Below are 24,926 nucleotides of genomic sequence, written 5' to 3' on the forward strand. Positions count from 1 at the left end.
GGCCGAACCGATCTATTTTGGTCGGCGGCTTCACCCGGCATTTCTTAACATGGATACGGATGCTCCGCGCTCCGGGAGATTTACCAGCATGGCCACCATCGTCTTCGGCAATCAACTCGGCATTCCCTCGCGTCAGCTGCTGGCCGCGCAAGACGGCTTGGGCCAGATGGGAACAGGGATCTATCTCAATGCCGCGACCGGCAACCTGGCCGTGCAGGACCGGGACGAGTTGCTGCTGGGGCGTGGCGGCGGGATGCGGGTGCTGCGGACCTACAATAGCCAGGGTGGCCTGGACGGCGACAATAACGACAACTGGCGGATCGGCGTCTATCGCCAGGTTCGCCTGGAGGCCGGCGTGGCCGGTCAGCCGGGTAGCAGCCTGATCCGGGTTGGCGAGGATGGCGCCGAGCTGCGCTACCGCTTCGACGAAGCGGATGGCAGCTACCGCGCCGAAGGGCAGTTGGACAGCATCGCATTGGCCGGCGGCGAATGGCGCTGGCGCAGCGAAGACGGCAGGCTGACCGAGCGCTACAGTGTGGCACAGCAAGGCCGGCTGACCGCGCAGGAAGACGCCGACGGCAATGCCAGCCTGTACGAATATGCGGCCAATGGCTTGATCGGCAGGATCCAGTCCGTCAGTGCCGGCGCGCCCTCCGAAAGCCTGCACTTCGACTACCAAGGCAATCAGCTGGTGCAGATCCGCAAACTGCTGGCGGATGGCAGCCAGTCCAGCCGCAGCCGCTACGATTACGACAGCCTGGGCCGCCTAAGCCGGATGACCGTCGATCTCAGTCCGGCGGACAATAGCGTGGCCGATGGCCAGGTCTACACCAGTGAATATGAGTACGACGGTAACAGCACCCGCCTAAGCCATCTGAAGCAAAGCGACGGGTCCGAGCTGCGCTTTGCCTATATCGAGTATCGGCCGGGCGAGTGGCATATCAGCGAGCTGCGCGATGGCGAGGGCCGCCTTACCCGCATCGTCCACGAGGATCTGGATGCGCGCGACCGCTTTACCGCGGTGGCGGTGCAAGCCAGCGCGCTGGCGGCCGATGGCAGCTATACCGTGCAGGCCGGCGATAGCTGGCAGCTGATCGCCAAGCGGCTGTATGGCGAGGGCTTGGCCGGCGGGGCGCTGCAAACGGCGCTGGGTTCGCCCGATCTGCTGGCCGGCGCCAAGCTGACGCCGCCGCCCAGCCTGCTGCTCCGTGCCTTGGCCGGCCAAGGCGGCCGTACCAGCATCACCGATCCGCTCGGCCAGACCACCCGCTACCAGTACGATGGCGCGGGCCGGCTACTGGCCGTGCGCCAGGACGTCGGCGCCGCCGATGGCAGTTGGTCCAGGCAGGAACAGCGCAGCTATGAATACGACGAGGCCGGCCATCTCGGCAAGCGGATCGATGGGCAGGGCAACACCACCCGATATGTCCACGACCGCGCCGGCAATCTGGTCGGACAACACGAGGCCGACGGCCAATATATCAACCGGCGCTATTCGGCCGACCACCGTTTGCTGGCCGAAACCCGTTACGCCCGTAGCGCCGATGCGGAGCTGGGTGCAGCGGCATTGGGCCAGGCCAGTACCCGCCGGCTGATTTACGATGCCGCCGGCCACCTGCGCTTTACCGTCGGTGCCGCCGGCCAGGTGGTGGAATATCGCTATGATGCCGCCGGCCAGCGCATCGCCCAGATCGCTTATGGCGCCGCTGCCTATCCGCTGGATGGCCTGGCCGCCGATGCCGACCCGACCCTCGCGCAATTGCAGGGCTGGCAGGCGCAGCAGCCGGCCGCCCAGCAGGAGCGTATCGATTATGGCTATGACTTCCGTGGCCAGCTGGCGTCGGAAACCCGTTACGGCAACGGCGGCGCGGCGGAGCGCAGCGACTATATCTACGATGCCGCCGGCCAGCTTTTGGCCAAGGTGGACCCGAATGGCGCCCGCAGCAGCTATGTCCATGACGGCTTGGGCCGGCTGAGCGTCGGTACCGATGCCGGCGGCGCCGTCACCCGGATCCGCTACGATGATTTGCAGCATCGCATCAGTACCGAACTGGCCGACGGCAGCGTGCGCAGCGAACGTTACGACGGCAACGGCCAGTTGCTGGAAAGCATACTGCGTGATGCCGGCGGTCAACCATTGCGTAGCGAGCGACGCTATTACGACCCGGCCGGCCAGTTGCGGGTGAGCGAGGATGCGCAGGGACTGCGGCACTGGTATTTCTACGATGCCGCTGGCCGCAAGAGCGCCGAAGTGGATGGGGCGGGCACGGTCACCGTGTTTTCCTACGACCGGGCAGGCCGGCTTAACCATAGCCAGCGATACGCCAAGGCGGTCGATATGGCGGCAGCCGGCTGGCGCCTGCCGGACGGTAGTCCTGCCCTGGACAAGCCGCTTACCGCCTTGCTGCCGGCGGCCGATGCTGCCGACCAGCACGAATGGTGGTTGTACGACCAGGCTGGCCGGCTGGCCAGCCATATCGACAATGGCGGCAGGGTCACCGCTTGGCGCTACGACAGCCAAGGCAGGCAACTGGCCGAGGTCCACTACGCCTTGGCCATCGTTACCAGCGCCATGCGCAAGCTCCCGGCGGGCAGCGATCAGTGGGAGTTGGCGCGGATTTCCGTCAGCACCTCGGCCGAGGACCGCATCAGCCGCGATGTGCTGGACCGCCAGGGCCTGGTGCTGGCGCATATCGATGCCGGCGGCCGGGTGACCGAGTATCGCCGCGATGCGCTGGGCCGGGTGCTGGAACAGATCCAGCGGGCCAACACGCTGGCCCCGGCCAGTCTGTTGGACGAGCAGGCGTGGCGCGACCCCGTCGCCGCGCTCGGCCTGCTGCCGGCAGCGTCGGGGCAGGATCTGCACAGCTACCGCCAGTACGATGGCAAGGGCCAATTGCGGGCCAGCCTGGACGCCGAGGGCTACCTGGACGAATTCAGCTATGACGGTGCCGGCAATAAGCTGAGCCAGCGCCGCTATGCCAACCGCGTCACCGGCCAGCCCGGTATCGATTTGCTTGGGCAGCAGCGTCCTCCGGCCAGCGCGGACGATCAATTGACCCTGTACCGCTATGACGGCAATCAGCGTTTGATCGAACAGATCGACGCCGACGGCGGCATCAGCCGCTACCGCTACGATAGCCAGGGGCGCCTGGTGCAGACCACCCGCGCCGCCGATAGCGACGAAGCGCGTTGGCAGACCCGCCGCTACGATGGTGCAGGCCGCCTTGTCGCCGAACTGGATGGCGAAGCGTCGCAGTTGCTGGCCGCCGCCGCTACCACGGCCGCCATCGAACAGATCTGGGCCAGCCGGGCCACCCAATACCGCTATGACCTGGCGGGCCGCAAGATCGCCATGCGCGATGCGGAGGGCGCGACCACCCTGTTCTACTACACCCCGGCCGGGCAATTGAGCCACACGGTCAACGCCTTGGGCGAAGTCAGCGCCAATCGCTACAACGCCCTGGGGCAATTGCTGGAAAGCGTGCAGTACGCCCGCCGTATCGCCACCGACGGCCTGGCCGGCGGCTTGGCGGACGGCGTGCTGGGCAGCCGCCTGCAAGCGGTGCAGGGCCCGGACGACCGGACGATACGCTATGCCTACAATGGCGCCGGCCAGCTGGAGGCCACCACCGATGCCTTGGGCTACGTCACCACTGCCCTGTTCGGCGTTCACAACAACACCCCCGACTGCCTTTTGCCCTCAAGATTTTGCGAGGGCAAGGGTAGTTTGGGCCGAAAATCAGCTTAAAACTGACCAAATTTTAAGCAGAAAGCACGCTTCTTAGCGGTGTTTTGCCTAAAATTTAAGCAGTTTTTACGCTGTCGACGTGACACGTCCCGAACGCCGCCGTTCGTCCTGTCCTTCTACGCCCGAAGGATAATCTCAGAATCGCAAGTAATACCCTTTCAATAATCCATCCCACCCCTCGAACGGGGTAACGGATAGCGGCGTGGTGTTGTAAGGATTTACGCCATTCCATGCTTCCCATGGCGTATGGCCATGTAAATGCTGATGCGGCCGGACAGCGTTGTACCAAAGCCGGAATTCCGCCAGTAGATTGTCCAGACAGGCGTTATCGCTGGGAACGATGCGGTCCAGCTTCTGCTTGAGCGTCAGAAAGAAGCGCTCGATTCGGCCATTCTTCCAAGGCTGGCCGGGCGGTATGAATTTGTGCCAAATACCCCGTTGGGTCATTGCTTGGCGGAAGGCTTTGCTACGAAATACCGAGGCGTTGTCGGTAATGATTTTGTCGGGGGAGCCGAACTGCGCGATGGCCCCATCCAGCTGCTCGACGATCTGTTTGGTATTGGCCCGTTCCAAGCGGGTCAATGCAACATTCAGCCGAGTACCGTGATCGATGATGCCCAAAATCACCTGATCACCCTTCCCGGTCATATCCAAACCCCAGCAGCGGTTCGCTGGGATAGGCTTGGGCAGGCGATTACGGGTGTATCTCTTCGCTGAAAGCGCTTGGTGGCTGTATCGCTTGACCCAGCCATATACCGTCGATATCCCGACGGATATCCCCTGCCGGGCGTACAGGCGATTCAGATTGTCGCGGATAGACCGGATGCTATGCGATCCGCAAGCGAACAATTCCAGGGCGGCTTCTTTGACCCACGGGGGTTTGGGTTTGCCGCCTGTTCGGCGTGGTGGCGCGGGACGGTAGCGCCCGCTGGGGAGATGCTGGCTCGTTTCCGGTATTAAAATATCTGTTAAGCAGCTGATCCATAGCAATAATTCACAAAAATGCACCAGCAGGTCAGCGAGCCGGCACCACAGCAAAAAGGTCATGGCAACAAGGGTGGAGTTTTGCAATATATCCACTTCAGTCGCTACGGCTGGTATGCCGCCAAGCGCAGCGTCAGCATCTACAGCAGCAATAACCGCAAGCTGTACAGCAACGAACAGAGCCTGGTCGAAGTGCGGGTCCAGAAGGTCGAGCTCGAAGGGAGTTTCTCTTTCTGGTACCAGCAGATGAACAGCAACAAGAGCTTTGTCCTGGCCCAGAACCAGGCCACCCTGATCGACTACGACCGCAGTGGCCGTCTCACCGACATGAAGCTGATGACCTACGCCGAGCACCGGTTGACCGGCCTGTTTACCGGCGCCGCCCTCGGCGGAGTCCAATCGCTGCGCAGCTACTGGCGCGACGGCCTGCCCGACCAGGATGTGCGTGCCGACTACCGGGAATATCTGTTCCACCACGACTACCACGCCGATGGCTGAACCCGCCGTATCGGCGGCAGCGGCCCCAAGGGCGGTTCCGCAATAGCGACTTCGAATACGACATCAAGGAGAGGTTGGTGCGCCAGCTGCAAGGCAAGGCCTGCCGGACCCAACTCAGTCTGTCGAGCACCGTTACAAGCGATGGCTGTAAACGCCCTACGGCCATTCGTTTGCCGCCCTACCGGATGCGAGTCGTAGCCTGCCATCAACCGCGATATCAACATGTACCTCGGGAAGCAGGTGCATTCCTTTCACGCGCGAGCCGGCCTGGCGAATAAGGCATGTAAGAAATTATCACAAAAGGCATAATTGTGCCTCTTGACAAGATAAACGACTATCTATCGCCCTAAATCTGCCTATTGTGTAACTTGTTCTTATGGTGGGTTGCCCATACAGTAGAGGCACAAAAAGGTAGTTTTCTATTACCTTTATATGTGTAGAGGAACTTTAAGGGCGCTTCTGCATCAGGAGGTTACACCATGGACAATGGTCAGACGCTCGACGAGCTGGAAATCGACCTCGGCGAGAAGCTCAAGCGGCTCCGGCTCAATAAGAACTGGGACCAGAAGACACTTGCCGCCCGCGCGGGTGTGAGCGTGCGTGCCTTGCGCAACATCGAGGCCGGCCAAGGTTCGACCGTCAAGACGCTGCTGAGCGTCGTACGGGCGCTTGGTCGTGAGTCATGGCTTGACACGGTGGCGCCGGTGGCGACGGTCAATCCATTGACCTTGACGAGCCGCGCATCGCAGCGCGTGCGCGCCACCAGCCCCGCAGTCAAGATCAATGCTGCCCGACGCCTAATTGCGATAGCCGAGCAGGCCGGGGGGGAGGAGCAGGGGAAGCTGCGTATCTCCTCAGCCCAGCTGAACGCTGCCCGGCGTCTGATTGCGACTGCGAATCAGGCCGGCGACAAGCCTGTGAAGATGCCCACCAAATCTCGCAAAAAAACTGAGTAACGCTAGCGTACCCTCGAAGGAATCGTATGGCCACCAGGAAAACGGCAGCGAAGAAGGCATCGTTCAAGCATGTGAGGGTCGTCGAAGTGCACATGTGGGGCACCCATATCGGCTCGGTGACGCTCGACCCGGCTTATGGCTTCTACGTGTTCAGCTATACGCCCGAATTCGCCGACACCGGCATCGAGCCATCGCCGTTGCAGATGCCGCTCGCGGACGAGGCTTACATCTTCACGGATTTGCCCGAAGCGACGTTCAAGAAGCTGCCGGCCATGCTCAGCGATGCGCTGCCGGATGACTTCGGCAACGCGCTCATCAACCGCTATATGTCAGATCAGGGTATCGCTGCCCAGAACATCACGCCGCTAGACCGGCTTGCCTACATGAGCAATCGCGCGATGGGCGCGCTGGTCTTCAAGCCCGCGCGCGGGCCTGCGGCGCACAAGCCGACGCCCATCGAACTCAGCTCGCTCGTCGAGCAGGCGCGGCAGGCAATAAAGGGCACCATGGGCGACGACGACCAGGCGAACACCGCGTTGCGTAACATCATCGAGGTGGGCACGTCCGCCGGCGGCGCGCGGGCGAAAGCCGTGATTGCCTGGAACCCGGAGACCGAAGAAATCCGCTCAGGCCAGCTCGAGGCACCGGAAGGCTTCGAGCATTGGTTGCTCAAGTTCGACGGAATGGGCGCGGACCACGAACTAGGCGCTTCACAGAACTATGGTCGCGTCGAGTACGCCTATCATCTGATGGCCCGCGAGGCCGGCATTGAAATGACAGAATGTCGCCTGCTTAACGAGAATGGCCGCGCTCACTTCATGACCCGGCGCTTCGACCGCGAGGGGCGCGGCGGCCGCAATCACATACAGACGCTTTGCGCGATGTCGCACGTCGACTATAAGAAGAAGGGCGCTAATGCTTATTCCCAGCTCTTTCAGGCTATGGTGCAGCTCAACCTACCGTACCAAGACATGGAAGAAGGGTTCCGGCGGATGGTGTTCAACGTAATGGGCCGCAACTGTGACGACCATACGAAGAATTTTTCCTTCCTGCTCCATGAAGGTAGTTCGGCGTGGGAACTCGCACCGGCCTACGACGTGACCTTTGCACACAACCTGACGGGCGAATGGACGAGCCAGCATCTGATGTCCGTGAATGGCAAGTTCAAGGGCATTGCCGTTGAAGACCTACTGGTGGAAGCGGACCGGTTCAAAATCGGCACAGCGCGCAACGTCATCGAACAGGTGCGCACAGCCATCGAGAAGTGGCCGCAGTTTGCGGCGGCTGCCTACCTGCCCGAAAACGAGATGGTTGAGCGGCAGAGGCAGCTCCTGCTGCTTGACTGAGCGAAGGAAAAGGCCCATCGAACAGGAATCATTGGGTTAAGCTCCGACGGCATTTGTTACGAATACGGCATCGGGCAGGCCGGCAATCAACTGGTCCCGCTCCCCCGCCTGGCGAACTGGTGCAATCACCGACTACCAGCACGACAGCGGCTACGGCTAGTATGCCGCCAAGCGCAACGTCAGCATTTACAGCAGCAATAACCGCAAGCTGTACAGCAACGAACAGAGCCTGGTCGAAGTGCGGGTCCAGAAGGTCGAGCTCGAAGCGGGTCTCCCTTCCCGGTACCAGCAGATGAACAGCAACAAGAGCTTCGTGCTGGCCCAGAACCAGGCCCCCCTGATCGACTACGACTACCGTGCCGTTTATACGGTGCGCTATGCGACGGCGGTGTATGTACTGCATTGCTTTCAGAAGAAATCGACCAGTGGTATCGCTACACCCAAGCCGGATATGGAGTTGATCGAAGCTCGTTTGAAAGCGGTTGCGGCACGGGAAAAGGGGTAGGAATATGAACGAGTTAGAAATCATCGACGACATCAGCATCGAGCAGGGCAGCGATAACCCCTACGCCGATCTAGACCGACCTGACGCCGACGAAATGCTGATTAAGGCCGAACTGGCACGCGAGATCGCCCAGATCATCAAAAGCCGGCACCTGACTCAACTGCGGGCGGCCGAACTGTTGGGCATGCCGCATCCGAAGCTCTCCGAAATGCTGCGTGGCAAGTTCCGTGGTATCAGTCAGGCCAAGATGATCGAATGTTTGAACAGGCTGGGCCTCGATTGATGATTTGATCGACAAAAGCAATGCCAGCGGAACCCGGTTCAGCCGTGCGGACTTGTTGAACGTGGTCGAGACCAGCGATAAAAAGCGATTCTCGCTATCGGATGACGGACAACGCATCCGCGCCGCTCAAGGCCATTCCGTTACAGTGGAACTTGGCCTGATTGCGCAAGAACCACCCCAAATCCTCTACCACGGAACCGCCACGCGTTTTGTTGACGCGATCTTGGCCGATGGCCTGAAGCCGCAATCTCGCCAGCAAGTACATCTGTCCGCTGACGAAGCGACCGCATACAGCGTGGGGCAGCGCCATGGCAAGCCGACCATCCTGAAAATTGAAGCCCTCCGCATGCATGCAAAGGGCTTCAAGTTCTTCCTTGCCGACAATGGCGTTTGGTTGACCGATCATGTGCCGGCCGAATTTTTGGCGGCAAGTTCGCCACTGCGTTAGCGCCGGCTTCGGCGCCCGTTTAGTGCGAGCAGAGATTTATCCGCGAGTTGGCTTTGCCTCGTCTAGTTGGAATGCTCATGATGGACTAGACTAACAAGACTTAGTTTACTCGGGACATGGCCATGCACACCGTGAACATCCATGAGGCCAAAACCCATTTGTCGCGCCTCGTTGAAGAAGCCGCAAAGGGCGAATCATTCATTATCGCCAAGGCCGGTACGCCTATGGTAAAGGTCACCGCGCTTGATACGCCGGCGGCAGGGCAAGTTCGCCGCCTGGGCTACATGATCGGTGAAATCGCCGTGCCCGACGACTTCGATCACATGGGGAGCCGGGAGATCGAACAGCTTTTCGGTGGTGGTGCATGAAGTTGCTTTTGGATACCCATCTGCTGCTATGGGCTGCTGGGCAACTCGAGCGGCTATCGAATGCGGCGCGGGCGTTGCTCGAAGACCCTCTCAACGAGCTGTATTTCAGTTCGGCCAGCTTGTGGGAAGTGTCGATCAAGCGTGGACTTGGACGCGATGATTTCCGCGTGGACCCGAGATTATTGCGCCGAGGCTTGCTCGACAATGGCTATCTTGAGTTGCCGATCAACAGCGAACATGCGGTTTTTGTAGAGGGTCTTCCAGCTATCCACAAGGATCCTTTCGACCGCATCCTCGTTGCGCAATCGATGGTCGAAGGCATCCTTCTTTTGACAGCAGACCCGCTAGTTGCGCAATATCCAGGGCCGATCCGAAAGGTTTAAGCGTTTGACCCGCCGGGTTGCGGTGAACGCTACTCGGCGGAGCCTCAGGTCGTGCTGGTTAGCGTGATGTACCGCAAGCAGATTTATCCAACAGCCCCGGCCAGATCCGCAAAATCAACGCATCCACCGACAGCTTGCCCGGCCCATGCCCGATCAGCAGCGCCAGCAGCAAGCCCCAGTTCAAATGATGCGTCAGGGAAGCAGCCTGTTCCGGCAGCCCCAATACATGCCAATACGAAACAACGGCCATGATATTGACGCCAAACAGCCCAATCGCCCCTATCCGTCCCGCCAGTCCCAGCGCCAGCAACACTGGAAAAAACAACTCACCCGCCGTCCCCAATACAGCAGCCGCTTCAGGCGGCAGCAGCGGAGTGCGATATTCGTCGGTGAACAGGGCGATAGTAATATCCCAATCATCCAGCTTGGTCAGCCCCGAGCTGAAAAACACCCGGGCAAGATAAAGGCGGGCGACCAAATCGGCCACCGGCGCGAACCAGCGTTCGATCAAGGTGGTGGCGCAGCGTCCATAAGCCAGGCCGGATTGCAGGATGGTTTTCATATCAAAGCTTCCTAATCGAAATCAACGATCACTTGGTCGCTTATCCAGCCCTGTAATGACAGGCCCAGATCAAATTCCATATCTTCATCCATGGCGCGCTCCAGGGCCTCGGCGAGCGGTAGCCCCGCTTGGCAGGCGCGCAGGAAGGCGTGTTCGGCCGGCATCAGCCGGCGCACCCGTACCCGGTTGTGGCCATTGCGCCAGACCAGCGCGTTTTCGCTGCCCTGGTCGGGCGAGGGGAAGTCCCCTGCGTTCGGTTGGTGGGCCAGCCACAGGCTGGCGATCGGCCATCTTGAGCCTAGCAGGCCAACCGCGGGCGCGAGTAGCAATCGTAAGCCGCCCTGCTTTTCCGCCGGCACCTCGGCGAGCAGCGCCAGGCTGAATTCAGCATGGTCCGCAGCGTAATAAGCGCAGTGGCAGAGCCAGTCCAAGCGCGCGGTATCCGGTAGATAGGCCAGTTCCCTGGCTGGAGCAAAGTCGGCGATAAAGTCGGCGAAATCCACGCCATACCGGTTCAGGTCGCCGGAGCGTGAGGGGGTGACCCGTGCGTAGGCGCGGGCCATGCCGCCGAAGAATTCTTCACCGACCAGTTGGAGAACGACCGGGTAGGCTTCGGAGAGCGCATCGGCCCGGTTGAGCAGGGCATTATTGGCATAGGCACTGGCGCCGCCGGCACTGCGGCCGAACAGGGTCTGCGCGGCTTGCGGATCATGCATGGCCTGGACGAAATCCTGCTGTAGGCGGTCGAGCGGGATACTTTGCCGGGATGGCCGATTTGCAGGCTTGCTCATGACTTTTCCCCAAGCCGTTGCAGGGCGAGCTGGGCGCGGGCCGCTTCGGCTTGTAGTTCGGCGAAGGCCGGTAGATTGCTGTCGCGCTCGAGCAAGACCGGTACCGGTCCGAAGCGCGCCAGGGCATCGTCGAGCAGGCGCCAGACTTCCTCGCGCACCGGTGTGCCGTGCGAGTCCAGCCAGAGTTCGTCGTCGCGCACTTCGAACCCGGCGATATGGATCTCGCCGACCGCGTCGGCCGGCAAGGCCGCCAGCGCCGCGCGGGCGTCGCGGCCGAGATTATGTTCGTTCACATAGAGATTATTGACGTCCACCAGCAGCCCGCAGCCGGTACGGCGCACCAGCTCGGCCAGGAACTCGCCCTCGGCGATGGCATCGTCGGCGAATGCGACATAGGAAGACAGGTTCTCCACCAGCAAGCGGCGTCCCAGTGCTTCCTGCGCCATGGCGACTCGCTCGGCCATATGTTTGAGCGCGGCCTCGCTGTAAGGCAGGGGCAAGAGATCGTTAAAGCATTCGTCGGTGGTGCGGTTCCAGCACAGATGTTCCGATACGCAGGCGGGTTCCAGCCGCTCGATCAGCCGGCGGAAATGGGCCAGGTGAGCGGCGTCCAGCGCGGTGACGGAACCCAGGCCCATGCCGACCCCATGCAAGCTGAGCGGATAATCGGCGCGTACTGCCTGCAAGGCGGCCAGATTGGCGCCGCCGCCGAAGAAGTTCTCGGCGTGCACTTCGAACCAGGCCACGGCCGGCCGGGTATCCAGTACTTCGCGTATATGCGGCAAGCGCAAGCCGATACCGGCGGCGCGGGGGAGGGTGGTGAGCATGCGCTTTCCAGGACTGCAATGGAAAACGGGCGGCAATTGCCGCCCGCGAATACCAAGCCTAAAGGGCGTGGCTTACTTTTTCTTGCCGGCTTCGGTGCTGCCGCCCATCTTGTCGCAAGTACCCTTGGCGACGTACTTCCAGTCGTTTGGATCGTTGTCGATCTTGGTCTGGGCGGCGCAGCTGTGGCTGCCGTTGGCGGAGGCACAGTCATTCTTGCCGGCCTTGGCGACGCCGTAGCATTTTTCCTTAGCGGCCTTTTCGTCGGCCATCGCGCCGCCGGAGAGGCTGAGGGCGATCAGGCTGGTGAGGGCGCCGGCGATAAGAGCGTGCTTCTTGTCCATGTTCATGACTCCAAGTGTTGACCAAATAAAGGTTGGCGGTGGTTACCGTGAGCCTTGGTCGAGAATAGCTCAGGATTTCTTACATGCCAGTCTTGCGTGGGAATCATTCTGGCATGGCCGTGTGAATGTCCGCTGAATGTTCCGTCCGCTTCGTAGGGGCAACTATTCACCATCGAGGCAGGGGGCACGGAGCGCGATATTAGCGATCCCGGCCCGGTTTGGGAAAGTATCGAACAAGATGGCCAAGCTTGGGCTTGATCCTTCTCGCTATAATGCCGACTCGCTTCCCCGGCTATCTATATGTCATTGAATGATCTTCCGCTTCCGTCGGCTTGCGACCTCGCACCGCTGCATACCCTCGGCCTGGTATCGCAGGCCCGCGCCCTGCATGTGCTTGAACGTGCCGAGCAATTGCCGGCCATTCTGCAGTCCGGCTCGGGACCATTACATATACTGGGCGGCGGCAGCAACCTGGTGCCGGCGGCGCAGGTGGAAGGTACCGTGCTCAAGGTCGAGCTGAAGGGCCGCACGCTGCTGGGCGAGGATGAATACGCCTGGTATGTCGCCGCGGCAGCCGGCGAGAACTGGCACGAGTTTGTCATGTGGACGCTGGCGCAAGGCTGGCCCGGCCTGGAGAACCTGGCGCTGATTCCCGGCACGGTGGGGGCCGCCCCCATCCAGAATATCGGTGCCTATGGCGTTGAGTTGAAGGATCGCTTCTGCGCCCTGACTGCGCTCAGCCTGGAGGACGGCGCCAGCTGCGTATTCACGCCCGAGCAATGCGCCTTCGGCTACCGCGACAGTATTTTCAAGCAGGGGCAGGCGGGGCGCTGGCTGATCAGCGAGGTGCTATTCCGGCTGCCCAAGCGCTGGGAAGCCAAGCTGGATTATGGCGACCTGGCTGCGCGCCTGGCCGGGCAGACACCAACAGGGCAAGCGGTGGCCGAAGCCGTCATGGCCGCCCGCTCCAGCAAGCTGCCCGATCCCGCCCAGCTGGGCAATGCCGGCAGTTTCTTCCACAACCCTATCGTCTCGGCCGAGCTGGCCGCCGACTTGGCGTCCGCACATCCCGGCATGCCGGTCTTTCCGCAGGCCGGTGGGCAGGCCAAGCTGGCAGCCGGTTGGCTGATCGAGCAGGCCGGCTGGAAGGGGCGCCGGCTGGGACCGGTGGGGATGTACGAAAAACAGGCCCTGGTACTGGTCAACCATGGCGGCGCCGATGCAAGCCACGTGGCCGCGCTGATGGCGGCGGTGCAAGCGGATGTGCTGCAACGCTTTGGTGTTGCGCTGACGCCCGAGCCGGTGTGGTGGTGAGGCCGGTCAATCTTTTTGCATACAGTGCAACCACTATTTCATGCCGTAAAAACAGTGGCTTGGACCTAGGGAAAACCCTGCTGTGGCACAAACCACAGTGTATTCGATAGTAGACAACCGGTCATTGCCGTTCGCGACACCCGCGCGGTAACATCGCGCGCTTTTCCACCCCCGGCCCCACTTTCTTACTGGCCCACCAGAGGGTAACCCCATGTTTTCTTTCTTCCTGAGGAAACTGGCGACGGTCATTCCGACCTTTATCGGCATTACGCTGGTCGCCTTTGCCCTGATACGCCTGATTCCCGGCGATCCCATCGAAGTCATGGTCGGCGAGCGCAAGCTCGATCCCGTCATGCATGCCGCGGCGATGCATCGCTTGGGTTTGGACCTGCCCCTGCACACGCAGTACTTCAATTATCTGGGCAACCTGGCGCATGGCGACCTGGGTATCTCCCTGGTGACCCGCGAGCCGGTGACCAAGGAATTCTTCACGCTGTTCCCCGCCACCATCGAGCTGGCCATGTGCGCGTTGGTGTTCGCCCTGGTACTGGGCCTGCCGGCCGGGATGATCGCCGGGCTCAAGCGCGGATCGATCTTCGACCATACGGTGATGGGCTCGGCGATGACCGGGTTTTCCATGCCTATTTTCTGGTGGGGGCTGATCCTTATCATGTTCTTCTCGGTCAAGCTGGGCTGGACGCCGGTATCGGGCCGTATCGATATCGAGTTCGATATCGCCCAGAAGACCGGTTTCCTGCTGATAGACAGCTGGCTGTCGGGTGAAGAGGGCGCCTTCAAGTCGGCCGCCATGCACCTGATCCTGCCGACCATCGTGCTGGGCACCATCCCCTTGGCGGTGATCGCCCGGATGACCCGTTCCTCCATGCTGGAAGTGCTGCGCGAAGACTATATCCGTACCGCCCGCGCCAAGGGCCTGGCGCCTACCCGCGTGGTGGTGGTGCATGCCTTGCGCAATGCCTTGATTCCGGTGATTACCGTGATCGGCCTGCAAACCGGCACCCTGCTGGGTGGCGCGGTGCTGACCGAGACGATATATTCCTGGCCAGGCATCGGCAAATGGATCGTCGATTCCATTTCGCGCCGCGATTACCCGGTGGTGCAAGCCGGCATCCTGATTTCGGCCACCATTTTCATCGTGGTGAACCTGTTCGTGGACCTGCTCTACGGCGTGGTCAATCCGCGCATCCGTTCGGCCAAGTGAGCACGCGAAGATGACAACGCAAATTATCGAAACCGTTCCCAGCTACCCGAGTCCATTGAAGGAGTTCTGGCACAGCTTTTCCGCCAACCGGGGTGCGCTGGTGGCCTTGGTACTGTTTTCCATTACCGTTTTCTGCGCGCTGTTCGCCGGCTGGCTGGCGCCGCACGATCCGATCGAGCAATACCGCGACCATATGCTGACGCCGCCTTCCTGGGATGCCGGCGGGCTATCGACCTTTGTGCTGGGTACCGATGAGCTGGGACGCGATATTCTGTCGCGGCTGATCTTCGGTGCGCGGGTCTCGCTGTTTATTGCCCTGATGTCGGTGCTGATGTCGCTGATCCCCGGCGTGGTATTGGGCCTGCTGGCTGCTTTCTTCCAGAAGCACTTGAGCCCGGTCATCATGCGGCTGATGGACATCATGCTGGCCTTGCCCGGCATTCTGCTGGCCATCTGCATCATCACCATTCTCGGACCCGGCCTGGTCAACACCATGCTGGCCATCGCCATCGGCACCTTGCCCAGCTACACCCGCCTGACCCGGGCCGCCGCCATGGCCGAGATCAATAAGGAATACGTCACGGCCAGCCGCGTGGCCGGCGCCGGTACGCTGCGGCTGATGTTCCTGACCGTGCTGCCCAATTGCATGGCGCCGCTGATCGTGAACGCCACGCTGGGTTTTTCTTCCGCCATCCTCGAAGTCGCCGCCCTGGGCTTCCTTGGCCTGGGCGTGCAACCGCCCACGCCGGAGTGGGGCACCATGCTGTCGGCCGCGCGCGATTACATCGAGCGGGCGCCGTGGGTCGTGACCATGCCCGGCCTGACCATCCTGATCTCGGTGCTCTCCATCAACCTGATGGGTGACGGTCTGCGCGATGCGCTCGACCCGCGCCTGAAGCGTGCCGCGTAAGGGGTTGCAAGTGTCGCTTAGTTCTTCCCGCCACCCGGCCGCGCCGGGTGCCAGCGTCGTGCTGACTGCCTCCATTCCCCCGGCCATTGCGGCCGCCAGGGGGATTCTATTTGGCGCTTCCTTGAGGAACGCGGTATGAGCCTGTTGAGTATCAAGAATCTGCGCGTCGAGTTCGGCTCGGTAGCGCATCCATTTCCCGCCGTGGATGGTCTGGACTTCGAGATCGACCGTGGCGAATTGGTGGGTATCGTCGGCGAGTCCGGCTCCGGTAAATCGGTGACCATGATGGCCCTGATGGGCCTGATCGACTTGCCCGGCCGCGTGACGGCCGATCATCTGAGCTTCGATGGCCACGATCTGCTGAAGATGAGCGCGGGCGCGCGGCGCAAGATCGTCGGCAAGGACATCGCGATGATCTTCCAGGATGCCCTCAGCAGCCTTAACCCGTCCTATACGGTCGGATTCCAGCTGAAGGAATCGTTGAAGGTCCATCTGGGATTGCGTGGCGCCGCGCTGGAAAAGCGCGCGCTGGAGCTGTTGGAACTGGTCGAGATCCCCGACCCGAAGAATCGTCTGAACGCCTATCCGCACCAGCTGTCGGGCGGCATGAACCAGCGGGTGATGATCGCCATGGCGATCAGCTGCAACCCCAAGCTGCTGATCGCCGACGAGCCGACCACCGCGCTCGATGTGACCATCCAGGCGCAGATCATGGATCTGCTGGAGCGGCTGCAGAAAGAACACAATATGGGCTTGATCATGATTACCCATGATCTGGCGGTGATCGCCGAAATGGCCAAGCGCATCTGCGTGATGTATGCCGGCCAGGTGGTCGAAGCCTCGCCGGTCGCCGAACTGTTCAAAGCGCCGCGCCATCCCTATACCCAGGCCCTGTTGGCCGCCATCCCCGAGCACAGCAAGGGCGCCAGGCGCCTGTCGGCCCTGGCCGGCATCGTGCCCGGACACTACGACCGGCCCAAGGGCTGCCTGTTATCGCCACGCTGCCAGTATGTGCAGGACCGCTGCCGCGTCGAGCGGCCGGACTTGACCTCCGGTGTACGCTGCTTCTTCCCGCTGGATGCTGAAGGAAAACCGAGCCATGGCTAATGCAAATGCGGTTACAGCGCAGCCCGAACTGCTGCTGGCCAAGGATCTGACCCGCTACTACGAAGTGAGCCGGGGTTTTCTCAAGGGCCATGCCATGGTCAAGGCCCTCAATGGCGTGTCGTTCAGCCTGTCGGCCAAGAAGACGCTGGCGGTAGTGGGGGAGTCGGGTTGCGGCAAGTCCACCCTGGCCCGCCAGCTGACCATGATCGAGCCGGCCACTTCCGGCGTGCTGAGCATCGACGGCGTCAACGTGGCCCAAGCCGATGCCGCCACGGTGAAAGCCATGCGCGCCAAGGTGCAGATGGTGTTCCAGAATCCTTACGCCTCGCTCAATCCGCGCAAGACCATTGCCGCCACCCTGGACGAGCCGCTCTATATCAATACCAGCTTGAGCAGCGCCGAGCGGATGGAAAAGATCAAGGCCATCGTGGCCAAGGTCGGTCTCCGTCCCGAGCATATCCACCGCTACCCGCATATGTTCTCCGGCGGCCAGCGGCAGCGTATCGCCATTGCCCGCGCCATGATCCTGAACCCGCGCATCCTGGTGGCCGACGAGCCGGTATCGGCGCTGGACGTGTCCATCCAGGCGCAGATCCTCAATTTGTTCATGGATTTGCAGGACGAGTTCGAGACGGGCTACGTCTTTATCTCGCATAACTTGAGCGTGGTGGAGCACGTCGCCGACGATCTGCTGGTGATGTATCTCGGCGCCACGGTGGAATACGGCGCGAAGACCACGATCTTCGGCAAGCCCTTGCATCCCTATACCAAGGCCTTGATCAGCGCGACGCCGGCTATCCGTGAAGAAGACCGGCGCATCCAGATCAAGATCACCGGCGAACTGCCCAGCCCGCTGAATCCACCCAGCGGCTGCACCTTCCACAAGCGCTGCCCCTTCGCCACCGACCGCTGCAAGCAGGAAGTGCCGCAGTTGCGCGAGATCGATAGCCGCATGGTGGCGTGCCACCACGTGGAAGAGATCAACGCCTGAGCTTTGCAATACGGCCGTTCCGGGGCTTGCCCCCGGAACGGCCGCCTTTACTTCGACAACTCGCCCTTCTGGTTGGCGATGGTCAGTTCGACAAAGTGCGATCCGCTACGCTGGTTCGGCCCGAAGCTTAGCCGGAACCCGCCGTAATTCACCTCCCCCAAATTATCCAGTGCCTCATAGACCTTGGCTCGGCTAGGGTTGGGGCCGGCTTTGCCGATGGCATCGGCCAGCAGTTTGGCGGTGATATAGCCCTCCAGCGCGGCGTAGCCTGGTGGCGTGGAGGAAGGGGCGAACGCGGCCAGCGTGCTGCGGAATTCCTTGATCAATTTATTCTGGTTATCGCCCGGATAGGGATAGACCTGGGCGATAGCCAGCCCATGGACCAGGTCGGGACCGATATCGCGGACCAGCTCGTCGAAGTCCACCGTCGAGGTGTGATAGAGCGCGGCGTCCGAATCCAGCCGGCGAAAGGCCTTGATGAACAGGCCGGATGGCTTGGTGATGGAAATCATCAGGATGGCCGGTGGATTGGCATCGGCCAGGCGTTTGACCGCGGTATTGACGCTCAGGGTGTTGGCGGGATAGCTGGCGCTTGCGGCGATCACGATACCGGTGCTTTTCGCTTCTTCCTGGGCGGCGGCCAGACCATCCTGGCCAAAGCCATCGTCCTGGTAGAACACGCCGATACGGGCGATCCCCAGCCGCTTCATCTGTGCCATCAGCTTGGCGATTTCCTCGCGTTGGCTGGCGCGGGTATGGAACAGGAAGCGCGATCCCGGCTCGCGCACCGTGCGCGCGCTGCTGCTCACGCCCACCAAGGGCACCCCGCCGCCATCCAGCCAACGGCGGCTGACGATGGAAGCGGTGGCATCGGAGCTGAAATAGCCCATCAGCGCGACGACCTTGTCCTCGGCCAGGAGTTTGCGGGTGTTGGCCAGGGTACGGGAGAAGTCGAAGCCGTCATCGTATTGGACGTATTTGATCTGCTCGCCATGGATGCCGCCGGATTGCTTGTTGAGCCAGTTGAAGTAGGCCTGTGCCCCCTGCGCCATATTGCGGCCATACTCGCCGGCAACGCCGCTGAGCGGCACGCTCTGGCCGATGACGATGTCTGCCCGCGCGCCCAGGCCCAGCAGGCATAAGGTCAACCACAGCATGCGTATCCATTTGCCCATTGCTTACTCCCTGTTATGTTGTAAGGCGTAGATTAGCCTGTGCTGATGATTTGGTTTGTAATGACGGGTGTGCAATTTGTGCACACTGTGGCATTTACCCCCAATTCGTTGCAGAGGCTCGCTGTCGCGGCTTAGCGGATTTGTCCCCGGCTTACCGAATATGAACCAGGAAATCCTCTGTGCGGTTCATCAAACGTTCAGCACTTACCCTTGTTCAGATCCTCCCTAGTAGAATGGGCGCCCCAATGCACAGGAATGCCATACGATGAAACGCGCGGTCTACGCTGGCAGTTTCGACCCGGTCACCAATGGCCACCTTTGGATGATAGAACAGGGCTATGAACTGTTCGACGAGATGATCGTCGCCATCGGCGTCAATCCGGATAAGCGCAGCACGTTCACCGTCGAGGAGCGGGAGCAGATGCTGCATGAATGTACCCGCCATCTGCCTAAGCTGCGGGTGGCGCATTTCGAGAACCAGTTCCTGGTCAATTATGCCCAGTCGGTCAACGCCAACTTTATCCTGCGCGGTATCCGCACCGCCAGCGACTATGAGTTCGAGCGGACCATGCGTTATGTGAACAGCGATCTGGTGCCGGATATCGACACGGTGTTCCTGATGCCGCCGCGCCAGATCGCCGAAGTCAGTTCCACCATGATCAAGGGGCTGGTGGGCCCGGTCGGTTGGGAACAGGTCCTCAAACAGTACGTGCCGCCGCCTGTGCACAGACGCTTTATCGAAATGACGCTGAAGGGCTAACCTTCTTCCATCACCGCCGCCTGTAAAGAACACGATGTCCGCTCTGCAAGACTTCCAGAATCGCCTGACCAAGAACCAAAAACACTTTGCCAAATGGGCAAAGCGCGTGGGTACCGAAGCGTATCGCATCTATGACCGCGATATCCCGCAGTACCCGGTTGCGGTCGATATCTATGGCGGCCGCGCCCATATCGCGGAGTACGACACCGGCTGGCAGCAAACCGACGAGGAGCATGCCGCCTGGGTGGCCGAAGTGATGGCCACGGTCTCGGAAGTGCTGGGTATGCCGCCCAAGACCATTGCCTTCAAGATCCGGCGGCGGCAGAAGGGCGAGTTCCAGTACAGCCGTACCGGCCACCACAGTGCCGACTTCGAGGTGGCCGAGCAGGGTCGGCGTTTCTGGGTCAATCTGGACGAATATCTCGATACCGGCCTGTTTCTCGACCACCGGCCTACCCGTAAGCGTGTTGGCGAGGAAGCCGCCGGCAAGCGCTTTCTCAATCTATTCGCCTATACCGGCAGCTTTACCGTCTACGCCGCCACCGGCGGTGCGCCCGAATCGGTGACGGTGGACCTGTCCAATACCTATCTGGACTGGGCCAAGCGCAATTTCCAGTTGAATCAGCTGGACCTGGGCCGGCATAAACTGGTGCGGGCCGATGTATTCCGCTACCTGGAAACCGCCGTGGACGATGGCGAGCTGTTCGACCTGATCGTGCTCGATCCTCCCAGTTTCTCCAACTCCGCCAAGATGCTCGATATCCTCGATGTGCAGCGGGATCATAAGAAGCTGGTGCGAAGCTGCCTGAAGCTCTTGATGCCTGGCGGCGTGCTGTATTTTTCCACCAATTTGCGCGGCTTCGAGCTGGATGCCACCTTGGCGCCGCTATGCCGTGATATCAGTGCGCAGTCGGTGCCGGAAGATTTCCGCAATCGCAAGATCCACCAGTGTTTCCGCTTCGAGGTATGACACCGTAGGGCGACGCTTGCCGCCCCGGTTTGCGGCGGCGCGCCCCATCATCCCGGCCGGCTTGCGGTTATAATCGTCCGTCCACAAGGCACAGTCCGCTACGCGGCACGGCCCAACCACGGAAATCACCGCATGCAGAAAAATATCGCATCCCACCAGGCTCGCCGTGCCACCCTGAACCAGCGCCTGCAAGCTGGCCTGCTGGTGTTGCCCACCGCGCCGGTCAGGAACCGCAATAGCGACTGTGACTACGGCTATCGCTACGACAGCAGCTTCTTCTACTTGACCGGTTTTTACGAGCCGGATGCGGTGCTGGTGATGCAAGTGGGCGAGAAGCCGCATGCCACGCTGTTCTGCCAGCCCAAGAATGAATTGCGCGAAATCTGGGACGGTTTTCTATACGGCCCCGACGCGGCGCGCGAGCAATTCGGCCTGGATGCCGCCTATCCCATCGACCAGCTCGATGCCCGGCTGCTGGATTTGCTGGCCGGTCAGCAGCGCCTGTATTTCCCCATCGGCTTGGACGAGAAATGGGACCGTCGCCTGATCGGCCTGGTCGGCCAGGTACACGCGCGGGCCCGCACCGGGGTGACGGCGCCGGTCGAGTTTATCGACGTGCGCGGCGCCATCAACGAAATGCGCCTGTTCAAGGACGAGTCGGAGATCGCCATCATGCGCGAGGCCGGCCGTATTTCGGCGCAAGCGCATACCCGGGCCATGCAGACCACCCGGCCCGGCCAGTTCGAATACGAAGTGGAAGCCGAGCTGCTTTATCACTTCTACAAGCAGGGTTCGCGCTATCCGGCCTATGGCTCCATCGTGGCCGCCGGGGCGAATGCCACTTGTCTGCACTACCACGAGAACAACCACCGCATGGCTGCCGGCGAGTTGTTGCTGATCGACGCCGGTTGCGAGTTGCACGGTTACGCCGCCGATATCACCCGCACCTTTCCGGTCAGCGGCAAGTTCAGCGGGCCGCAGCGCGATATCTATGAACTGGTGCTGGCCGCCATGAATGCCAGTTTCGACAAGGTAAAGCCGGGCGAGAGCCGAATCGCCTACCACGATGCTGCCGTGCGCACCCTGACGCAGGGCTTGATCGACCTGGGTATCCTGAAGGGAACGGTGGATGGCCTGATCGAAGCCGAGGCCTACAAACAGTTCTATATGCACGGCACCGGCCATTGGCTGGGCCTGGATGTACACGATGCCGGCGAGTACAAGATCGATGGCAACTGGCGCAAGCTGGAAGCGGGCATGGCGCTGACCGTGGAACCCGGCCTCTATTTCCGCCCGCTGCTGGCCGATTCGCCCAGCCACTATGTGCAGGTGCCGGAGCGCTTCCTGCATATCGGCGTACGGATCGAGGACGATTTGCTGGTGACCGCCGATGGCCACGAAAACCTGACCGCGCTGACACCGAAGACCGTCGCCGAGATCGAACAGGTCATGGCCGGCTGATGTACTTGGCGCATCCCGCCCACCAGATGGAGTCGCTATGAGCCGGATCGAGATCCTTGAACAGAAGCTGCTGTCGGACAACTGGTATGTCCTGCATAAATACACCTATCGCATGCAGCAGCGCGACGGCAGCGAGCAGGTGCAGTCCCGCGAGGTGTATGACCGCGGCAATGGCGCCACCATCCTGCTGTACAACCGCCAGCATGGCTCGGTGGTGCTGACCCGCCAGTTCCGCTTCCCCACCTTTGTGAATGGCAATACCGATGGCCTGCTGATCGAGGCTTGCGCCGGCTTGTTGGACGACGACGCGCCCGAGGATTGCATCCGCCGCGAAGTGGCGGAAGAGACCGGCTACCGGGTAGGCCCGGTACGCAAGGTATTCGAGGCCTATATGTCACCGGGTTCGGTGACGGAAATCCTGCATTTCTTCGTGGCGGAATACGACAAGGCCGACAAGATCGGCGCGGGCGGCGGCCTGGCGCACGAAGGCGAAGATATCGATGTGCTGGAAATGCCGTTCCAGCAAGCCCTGGCCCAAGTGGCCAGCGGCGAGATACGCGATGCCAAGACCATCATGCTGCTGCAGTACGCGCAGCTGCATGGCTTGCTGAATTGAATACGGCGATGCGGGTGTCCACGCTTCCCTGTCACGTCGATGTGCTGATCGTCGGCGGCGGGCCGGTCGGCGGCGCCTTGGCGCTGAACCTGGCCAGCACCGGCCGATCGGTCGCGGTGGTGGAGGCGCGCCAGCGGCCGGCAAACGACGCACGCGCCTTGGCGGTCGCCCACGCCAGCCGTTTGGCGCTGGAAGCGGTCGATGCCTGGCCTGCCGCCGCCGCAACGCCCATCCACACCGTGCATGTATCGCAGCAACAGGCGTTTGGCCGCGTGAAACTGAGCGATAGCGACCTGGGCCTGCCGGCGCTTGGCTATGTGCTGCCTTACGCCGCCCTGGCGGAAGCCATTCATGCGCGCTTATCCGATGGGGCCGGACCCCACTATCTCAACGGTACCACCGTCAGCCGGGTGCAATCGCTGGCCGGCTACGCCGTCGCGACCCTGGAACGGGATGGCGGCAGCCATATGCTGACCGCCGGACTGGTGGTGCTGGCGGAGGGCGGCAAGCTGCTGGGTGCGGCAGGTATTGCACAGGATGAGCACGATTACCGCCAGCTGGCCCTGGTGGCGGAGGTCCGGACCGACCAGCCGCACCAGGGTATCGCCTATGAGCGGTTCGCCCACGATGGCCCTATCGCCATGCTGCCCAAGGGCGACAACTATGCCGTGGTGTGGACACGGCCGGCCGACGATCCCCTGGATGCCGTGCATTTACCGGATGAAGCCTTCCTGGTGCAGTTGCAGGCGCGCATGGGCGACCGGGCCGGCCGGCTGTTAGCGGTCAGCGCGCGGGCGGCGTTTCCCTTGCGGTTGAAGTGGGCCGCCGCGCACCAGGCGCGACGCATCGCAGTGGTCGGCAATGCGGCCCAGACCCTGCATCCGGTGGCGGGGCAGGGCTTCAATCTGGGCCTGCGCGATGCCTTGGCGTTGGCGCGGCTGGTTCGCGCCACCCCGGCGGCGCAACTGGGCGATGCGGCCATGCTGGCGCGCTATGCCAGCCTGCGCAAAGCCGATAGCCTGGCCACGGTCGGTTTTACCGACGGTCTTATCCGGCTATTCGGCGTGGACTCCGCGCCCTTGCGCCAACTGCGCGCGGCCGGCCTGCTGACCTTGGACAATTGCAAACCCCTGCGCCGTGGCTTTGCCCAGCGCATGGTTTTCGGGACGGCCTGATGCAGCCTGGAGTCAATACGGTACAAGACGATTTCGACATCCTGATCGTGGGTGGCGGGCTGGTGGGCGCCAGCGTGGCACTGGCGCTGGCCAAAGGCCTGCGCGTGGCCTTGCTGGAACGTGCCGAACCACCGGCACTGGCGGTACTGCCGCAGGACTGGGATGCGCGCATTTTTGCCATCAGTCCGGGTAGCCAGGCTTTTCTGGCCGGCCTCGGTGTCTGGCCGTCCCCGCGGGCGGGCCGGATACGTGAAATGGACGTGCGCGGCGATGCCGGCGGCGCCATCCGCTTCGATGCCCTGGAGCTGGGGAGCGAGCAGCTGGCGGCCACGGTGGAGAATCGCTTGCTGCAGGCCACCCTGTGGCGCGCCTTGCAGGGCAAGGTCGAGCTGATCGCGCCGGCGCTGCCGCAGGCCTTCCACGCCGATGAGCGATCGGCCAGCGTGACCCTGGCCGACGGCCGGGTGTTGCGGAGCAAGCTGGTGGTGGCCGCCGACGGCGCCAATTCCTGGTTGCGCGAGCAGGCCGGCATTGCCTTTTCCCGCCAGAGCTATGGCCAGCAGGGCGTGGTGGGCAATTTCCGCTGCGCCAGGCCGCATGGCGATATTGCGCGGCAGTGGTTTCGCGACGATGGCGTACTCGCCTGGCTGCCCTTGCCGGACAATTTGATTTCCATTGTCTGGGCCACCGACGACGCGTCCGCCGCACAATTGCTGGCCTTGTCCCCGGCGGCGCTGGCCAGCCGCGTGGCGGCGGCCGGCGGAAGAGCCCTCGGCGACCTGCAGCCCTTGGGCAAGGCGGCTGCTTTCCCGCTCAGCCTTGGCCGCGCGGCCAGTATCATCGGCACGCGCCTGGCCTTGGTGGGGGATGCGGCCCATACCATCCACCCCCTGGCCGGCCAAGGCGTGAATCTGGGCTTCGGCGATGCGAAAGCTTTAGCGGCGTTGCTCGACCAAGCTTGTGGACGCGATCCCGGCGACGCTATGCTGCTGCAGCGATATCGGCGCATGCGGGCCGAAGAAGTACTGCTGATGCAGTCCGTTTGCGACGGACTGCAGAAACTCTTTGCCCTTGCCGACCCTCTATCGGGGCGGCTACGTAATCTTGGTCTCAATCTTACCAACCAAGCCGGGCCGCTCAAGCGAGCCATGATGCGGCATGCTTTTAAATAAACCCAACTC

General features: G+C 61.9%; 26 protein-coding genes. 20 read left to right on the top strand and 6 right to left on the bottom strand.

The genetic code is table 11. The features are described from left to right. Positions 1 to 88: 88 nt before the first annotated feature. On the top strand, positions 89 to 3,751 hold the full coding sequence (locus FNU76_RS13540; RefSeq protein WP_179958116.1) for an RHS repeat domain-containing protein: 3,663 nt from the start codon (positions 89 to 91) through the stop codon (positions 3,749 to 3,751). A gap of 135 nt (positions 3,752 to 3,886) precedes the next feature. Here the strand turns inward: FNU76_RS13540 and FNU76_RS13545 are convergent, their stop codons facing one another. Beyond that, positions 3,887 to 4,822, bottom strand: a complete 936-nt coding sequence (locus FNU76_RS13545; protein WP_144278699.1) for an integrase core domain-containing protein — start codon at positions 4,820 to 4,822, stop codon at positions 3,887 to 3,889. On the opposite strand from FNU76_RS13545, the gene FNU76_RS13550 reads away from it, so the two are divergent. From FNU76_RS13550 to FNU76_RS13585, 8 genes are all read left to right on the top strand, one after another. Further along, positions 4,817 to 5,233 (top strand): hypothetical protein, encoded by a 417-nt coding sequence (locus FNU76_RS13550; RefSeq protein ID WP_144278700.1) that lies wholly within the window; start codon positions 4,817 to 4,819, stop codon positions 5,231 to 5,233. The genes FNU76_RS13545 and FNU76_RS13550 overlap by 6 nt on opposite strands. 479 nt (positions 5,234 to 5,712) lie before the next feature. Next, the gene (locus FNU76_RS13555) at positions 5,713 to 6,189 is read left to right on the top strand and encodes a helix-turn-helix domain-containing protein (RefSeq protein ID WP_144278701.1); all 477 of its coding nucleotides are present in this window, start codon (positions 5,713 to 5,715) and stop codon (positions 6,187 to 6,189) included. A 26-nt stretch (positions 6,190 to 6,215) separates the two neighbouring features. Beyond that, on the top strand, positions 6,216 to 7,535 hold the full coding sequence (locus FNU76_RS13560; RefSeq protein WP_144278702.1) for a type II toxin-antitoxin system HipA family toxin: 1,320 nt from the start codon (positions 6,216 to 6,218) through the stop codon (positions 7,533 to 7,535). Between the two features lie 292 nt (positions 7,536 to 7,827). Further along, entirely contained in the window at positions 7,828 to 8,040 is a 213-nt protein-coding gene (locus tag FNU76_RS13565) for a type II toxin-antitoxin system RelE/ParE family toxin (RefSeq protein ID WP_144278703.1), read from the top strand. Positions 8,041 to 8,044: 4 nt separating this feature from the next. Beyond that, entirely contained in the window at positions 8,045 to 8,323 is a 279-nt protein-coding gene (locus tag FNU76_RS13570; protein WP_144278704.1) for a helix-turn-helix domain-containing protein, read from the top strand. 4 nt (positions 8,324 to 8,327) lie between these two features. Further along, entirely contained in the window at positions 8,328 to 8,771 is a 444-nt protein-coding gene (locus tag FNU76_RS13575) for an RNA 2'-phosphotransferase (RefSeq protein ID WP_223879014.1), read from the top strand. A gap of 122 nt (positions 8,772 to 8,893) precedes the next feature. After that, positions 8,894 to 9,139 (top strand): type II toxin-antitoxin system Phd/YefM family antitoxin, encoded by a 246-nt coding sequence (locus FNU76_RS13580; protein ID WP_144278706.1) that lies wholly within the window; start codon positions 8,894 to 8,896, stop codon positions 9,137 to 9,139. Beyond that, positions 9,136 to 9,522, top strand: a complete 387-nt coding sequence (locus FNU76_RS13585; RefSeq protein WP_144278707.1) for a type II toxin-antitoxin system VapC family toxin — start codon at positions 9,136 to 9,138, stop codon at positions 9,520 to 9,522. Before FNU76_RS13580 ends, FNU76_RS13585 begins: the two co-directional genes overlap by 4 nt. 58 nt (positions 9,523 to 9,580) lie before the next feature. Here the strand turns inward: FNU76_RS13585 and FNU76_RS13590 are convergent, their stop codons facing one another. The 4 genes from FNU76_RS13590 to FNU76_RS13605 form a co-directional block, all read right to left on the bottom strand. Further along, on the bottom strand, positions 9,581 to 10,084 hold the full coding sequence (locus FNU76_RS13590; RefSeq protein ID WP_144278708.1) for a DoxX family protein: 504 nt from the start codon (positions 10,082 to 10,084) through the stop codon (positions 9,581 to 9,583). An 11-nt stretch (positions 10,085 to 10,095) separates the two neighbouring features. Further along, positions 10,096 to 10,875 (bottom strand): HvfC/BufC family peptide modification chaperone, encoded by a 780-nt coding sequence (locus FNU76_RS13595; protein ID WP_144278709.1) that lies wholly within the window; start codon positions 10,873 to 10,875, stop codon positions 10,096 to 10,098. Next, entirely contained in the window at positions 10,872 to 11,702 is an 831-nt protein-coding gene (bufB, locus tag FNU76_RS13600; protein WP_144278710.1) for an MNIO family bufferin maturase, read from the bottom strand. The genes FNU76_RS13595 and bufB overlap by 4 nt, the downstream gene beginning before the upstream one ends. 72 nt (positions 11,703 to 11,774) lie before the next feature. Next, the gene (locus FNU76_RS13605) at positions 11,775 to 12,044 is read right to left on the bottom strand and encodes a BufA1 family periplasmic bufferin-type metallophore (protein WP_144278711.1); all 270 of its coding nucleotides are present in this window, start codon (positions 12,042 to 12,044) and stop codon (positions 11,775 to 11,777) included. Between the two features lie 300 nt (positions 12,045 to 12,344). Between FNU76_RS13605 and murB the strand changes: the two genes are divergently transcribed. The 5 genes from murB to FNU76_RS13630 all read left to right on the top strand — a co-directional run bounded on the left by murB (position 12,345) and on the right by FNU76_RS13630 (position 17,588). Continuing rightward, entirely contained in the window at positions 12,345 to 13,358 is a 1,014-nt protein-coding gene (murB, locus tag FNU76_RS13610; RefSeq protein WP_144278712.1) for a UDP-N-acetylmuramate dehydrogenase, read from the top strand. 211 nt (positions 13,359 to 13,569) lie between these two features. Further along, positions 13,570 to 14,580 (top strand): ABC transporter permease subunit, encoded by a 1,011-nt coding sequence (locus FNU76_RS13615; RefSeq protein ID WP_144278713.1) that lies wholly within the window; start codon positions 13,570 to 13,572, stop codon positions 14,578 to 14,580. 10 nt (positions 14,581 to 14,590) lie between these two features. Then, complete coding sequence (locus FNU76_RS13620; protein WP_144278714.1) at positions 14,591 to 15,490, top strand: ABC transporter permease subunit; 900 nt, start codon at positions 14,591 to 14,593, stop codon at positions 15,488 to 15,490. A 135-nt stretch (positions 15,491 to 15,625) separates the two neighbouring features. After that, on the top strand, positions 15,626 to 16,597 hold the full coding sequence (locus FNU76_RS13625) for an ABC transporter ATP-binding protein (RefSeq protein ID WP_144278715.1): 972 nt from the start codon (positions 15,626 to 15,628) through the stop codon (positions 16,595 to 16,597). Beyond that, positions 16,590 to 17,588 (top strand): peptide ABC transporter ATP-binding protein, encoded by a 999-nt coding sequence (locus FNU76_RS13630; RefSeq protein ID WP_144278716.1) that lies wholly within the window; start codon positions 16,590 to 16,592, stop codon positions 17,586 to 17,588. Before FNU76_RS13625 ends, FNU76_RS13630 begins: the two co-directional genes overlap by 8 nt. 47 nt (positions 17,589 to 17,635) lie before the next feature. Here FNU76_RS13630 and FNU76_RS13635 read toward each other — a convergent pair whose 3' ends face one another. Next, complete coding sequence (locus tag FNU76_RS13635; RefSeq protein WP_144278717.1) at positions 17,636 to 18,763, bottom strand: ABC transporter substrate-binding protein; 1,128 nt, start codon at positions 18,761 to 18,763, stop codon at positions 17,636 to 17,638. A gap of 265 nt (positions 18,764 to 19,028) precedes the next feature. Here FNU76_RS13635 and coaD point away from each other — a divergent pair, with 265 nt between their 5' ends. From coaD to FNU76_RS13665, 6 genes are all read left to right on the top strand, one after another. Continuing rightward, the gene (gene coaD, locus FNU76_RS13640; RefSeq protein WP_144278718.1) at positions 19,029 to 19,523 is read left to right on the top strand and encodes a pantetheine-phosphate adenylyltransferase; all 495 of its coding nucleotides are present in this window, start codon (positions 19,029 to 19,031) and stop codon (positions 19,521 to 19,523) included. A 34-nt stretch (positions 19,524 to 19,557) separates the two neighbouring features. Beyond that, positions 19,558 to 20,493 (top strand): class I SAM-dependent methyltransferase, encoded by a 936-nt coding sequence (locus FNU76_RS13645; RefSeq protein ID WP_144278719.1) that lies wholly within the window; start codon positions 19,558 to 19,560, stop codon positions 20,491 to 20,493. A 132-nt stretch (positions 20,494 to 20,625) separates the two neighbouring features. Then, positions 20,626 to 21,954 carry an aminopeptidase P N-terminal domain-containing protein gene (locus FNU76_RS13650; RefSeq protein WP_144278720.1) on the top strand — a complete coding sequence of 443 codons (1,329 nt, stop codon included), beginning with the start codon at positions 20,626 to 20,628 and terminating at the stop codon, positions 21,952 to 21,954. 37 nt (positions 21,955 to 21,991) lie between these two features. After that, positions 21,992 to 22,570, top strand: a complete 579-nt coding sequence (gene nudK, locus FNU76_RS13655; RefSeq protein ID WP_144278721.1) for a GDP-mannose pyrophosphatase NudK — start codon at positions 21,992 to 21,994, stop codon at positions 22,568 to 22,570. A 14-nt stretch (positions 22,571 to 22,584) separates the two neighbouring features. Then, positions 22,585 to 23,745, top strand: coding sequence for an FAD-dependent monooxygenase (locus tag FNU76_RS13660; RefSeq protein WP_144278722.1), 1,161 nt, complete (start codon positions 22,585 to 22,587; stop codon positions 23,743 to 23,745). Further along, positions 23,745 to 24,917 carry a UbiH/UbiF family hydroxylase gene (locus tag FNU76_RS13665; protein ID WP_144278723.1) on the top strand — a complete coding sequence of 391 codons (1,173 nt, stop codon included), beginning with the start codon at positions 23,745 to 23,747 and terminating at the stop codon, positions 24,915 to 24,917. Before FNU76_RS13660 ends, FNU76_RS13665 begins: the two co-directional genes overlap by 1 nt. The last annotated feature ends 9 nt before the right edge of the window (positions 24,918 to 24,926 follow it).

Origin of the sequence: Chitinimonas arctica (assembly GCF_007431345.1) — a bacterium.
Taxonomy (GTDB): domain Bacteria; phylum Pseudomonadota; class Gammaproteobacteria; order Burkholderiales; family Chitinimonadaceae; genus Chitinimonas; species Chitinimonas arctica.

Bases quoted from the DNA above. Each gene is read 5' to 3' on its own strand.
- FNU76_RS13540 (WP_179958116.1), top strand. From the start codon at position 89: ATGGCCACCATCGTCTTCGGCAATCAACTCGGCATTCCCTCGCGTCAG.
- FNU76_RS13555 (WP_144278701.1), top strand. From the start codon at position 5,713: ATGGACAATGGTCAGACGCTCGACGAGCTGGAAATCGACCTCGGCGAG.
- FNU76_RS13560 (WP_144278702.1), top strand. From the start codon at position 6,216: ATGGCCACCAGGAAAACGGCAGCGAAGAAGGCATCGTTCAAGCATGTG.
- FNU76_RS13565 (WP_144278703.1), top strand. From the start codon at position 7,828: ATGAACAGCAACAAGAGCTTCGTGCTGGCCCAGAACCAGGCCCCCCTG.
- FNU76_RS13570 (WP_144278704.1), top strand. From the start codon at position 8,045: ATGAACGAGTTAGAAATCATCGACGACATCAGCATCGAGCAGGGCAGC.
- FNU76_RS13580 (WP_144278706.1), top strand. From the start codon at position 8,894: ATGCACACCGTGAACATCCATGAGGCCAAAACCCATTTGTCGCGCCTC.
- FNU76_RS13585 (WP_144278707.1), top strand. From the start codon at position 9,136: ATGAAGTTGCTTTTGGATACCCATCTGCTGCTATGGGCTGCTGGGCAA.
- FNU76_RS13590 (WP_144278708.1), bottom strand. From the start codon at position 10,084: ATGAAAACCATCCTGCAATCCGGCCTGGCTTATGGACGCTGCGCCACC.
- FNU76_RS13595 (WP_144278709.1), bottom strand. From the start codon at position 10,875: ATGAGCAAGCCTGCAAATCGGCCATCCCGGCAAAGTATCCCGCTCGAC.
- bufB (WP_144278710.1), bottom strand. From the start codon at position 11,702: ATGCTCACCACCCTCCCCCGCGCCGCCGGTATCGGCTTGCGCTTGCCG.
- FNU76_RS13605 (WP_144278711.1), bottom strand. From the start codon at position 12,044: ATGGACAAGAAGCACGCTCTTATCGCCGGCGCCCTCACCAGCCTGATC.
- murB (WP_144278712.1), top strand. From the start codon at position 12,345: ATGTCATTGAATGATCTTCCGCTTCCGTCGGCTTGCGACCTCGCACCG.
- FNU76_RS13615 (WP_144278713.1), top strand. From the start codon at position 13,570: ATGTTTTCTTTCTTCCTGAGGAAACTGGCGACGGTCATTCCGACCTTT.
- FNU76_RS13620 (WP_144278714.1), top strand. From the start codon at position 14,591: ATGACAACGCAAATTATCGAAACCGTTCCCAGCTACCCGAGTCCATTG.
- FNU76_RS13625 (WP_144278715.1), top strand. From the start codon at position 15,626: ATGAGCCTGTTGAGTATCAAGAATCTGCGCGTCGAGTTCGGCTCGGTA.
- FNU76_RS13630 (WP_144278716.1), top strand. From the start codon at position 16,590: ATGGCTAATGCAAATGCGGTTACAGCGCAGCCCGAACTGCTGCTGGCC.
- FNU76_RS13635 (WP_144278717.1), bottom strand. From the start codon at position 18,763: ATGGGCAAATGGATACGCATGCTGTGGTTGACCTTATGCCTGCTGGGC.
- coaD (WP_144278718.1), top strand. From the start codon at position 19,029: ATGAAACGCGCGGTCTACGCTGGCAGTTTCGACCCGGTCACCAATGGC.
- FNU76_RS13645 (WP_144278719.1), top strand. From the start codon at position 19,558: ATGTCCGCTCTGCAAGACTTCCAGAATCGCCTGACCAAGAACCAAAAA.
- FNU76_RS13650 (WP_144278720.1), top strand. From the start codon at position 20,626: ATGCAGAAAAATATCGCATCCCACCAGGCTCGCCGTGCCACCCTGAAC.
- nudK (WP_144278721.1), top strand. From the start codon at position 21,992: ATGAGCCGGATCGAGATCCTTGAACAGAAGCTGCTGTCGGACAACTGG.
- FNU76_RS13665 (WP_144278723.1), top strand. From the start codon at position 23,745: ATGCAGCCTGGAGTCAATACGGTACAAGACGATTTCGACATCCTGATC.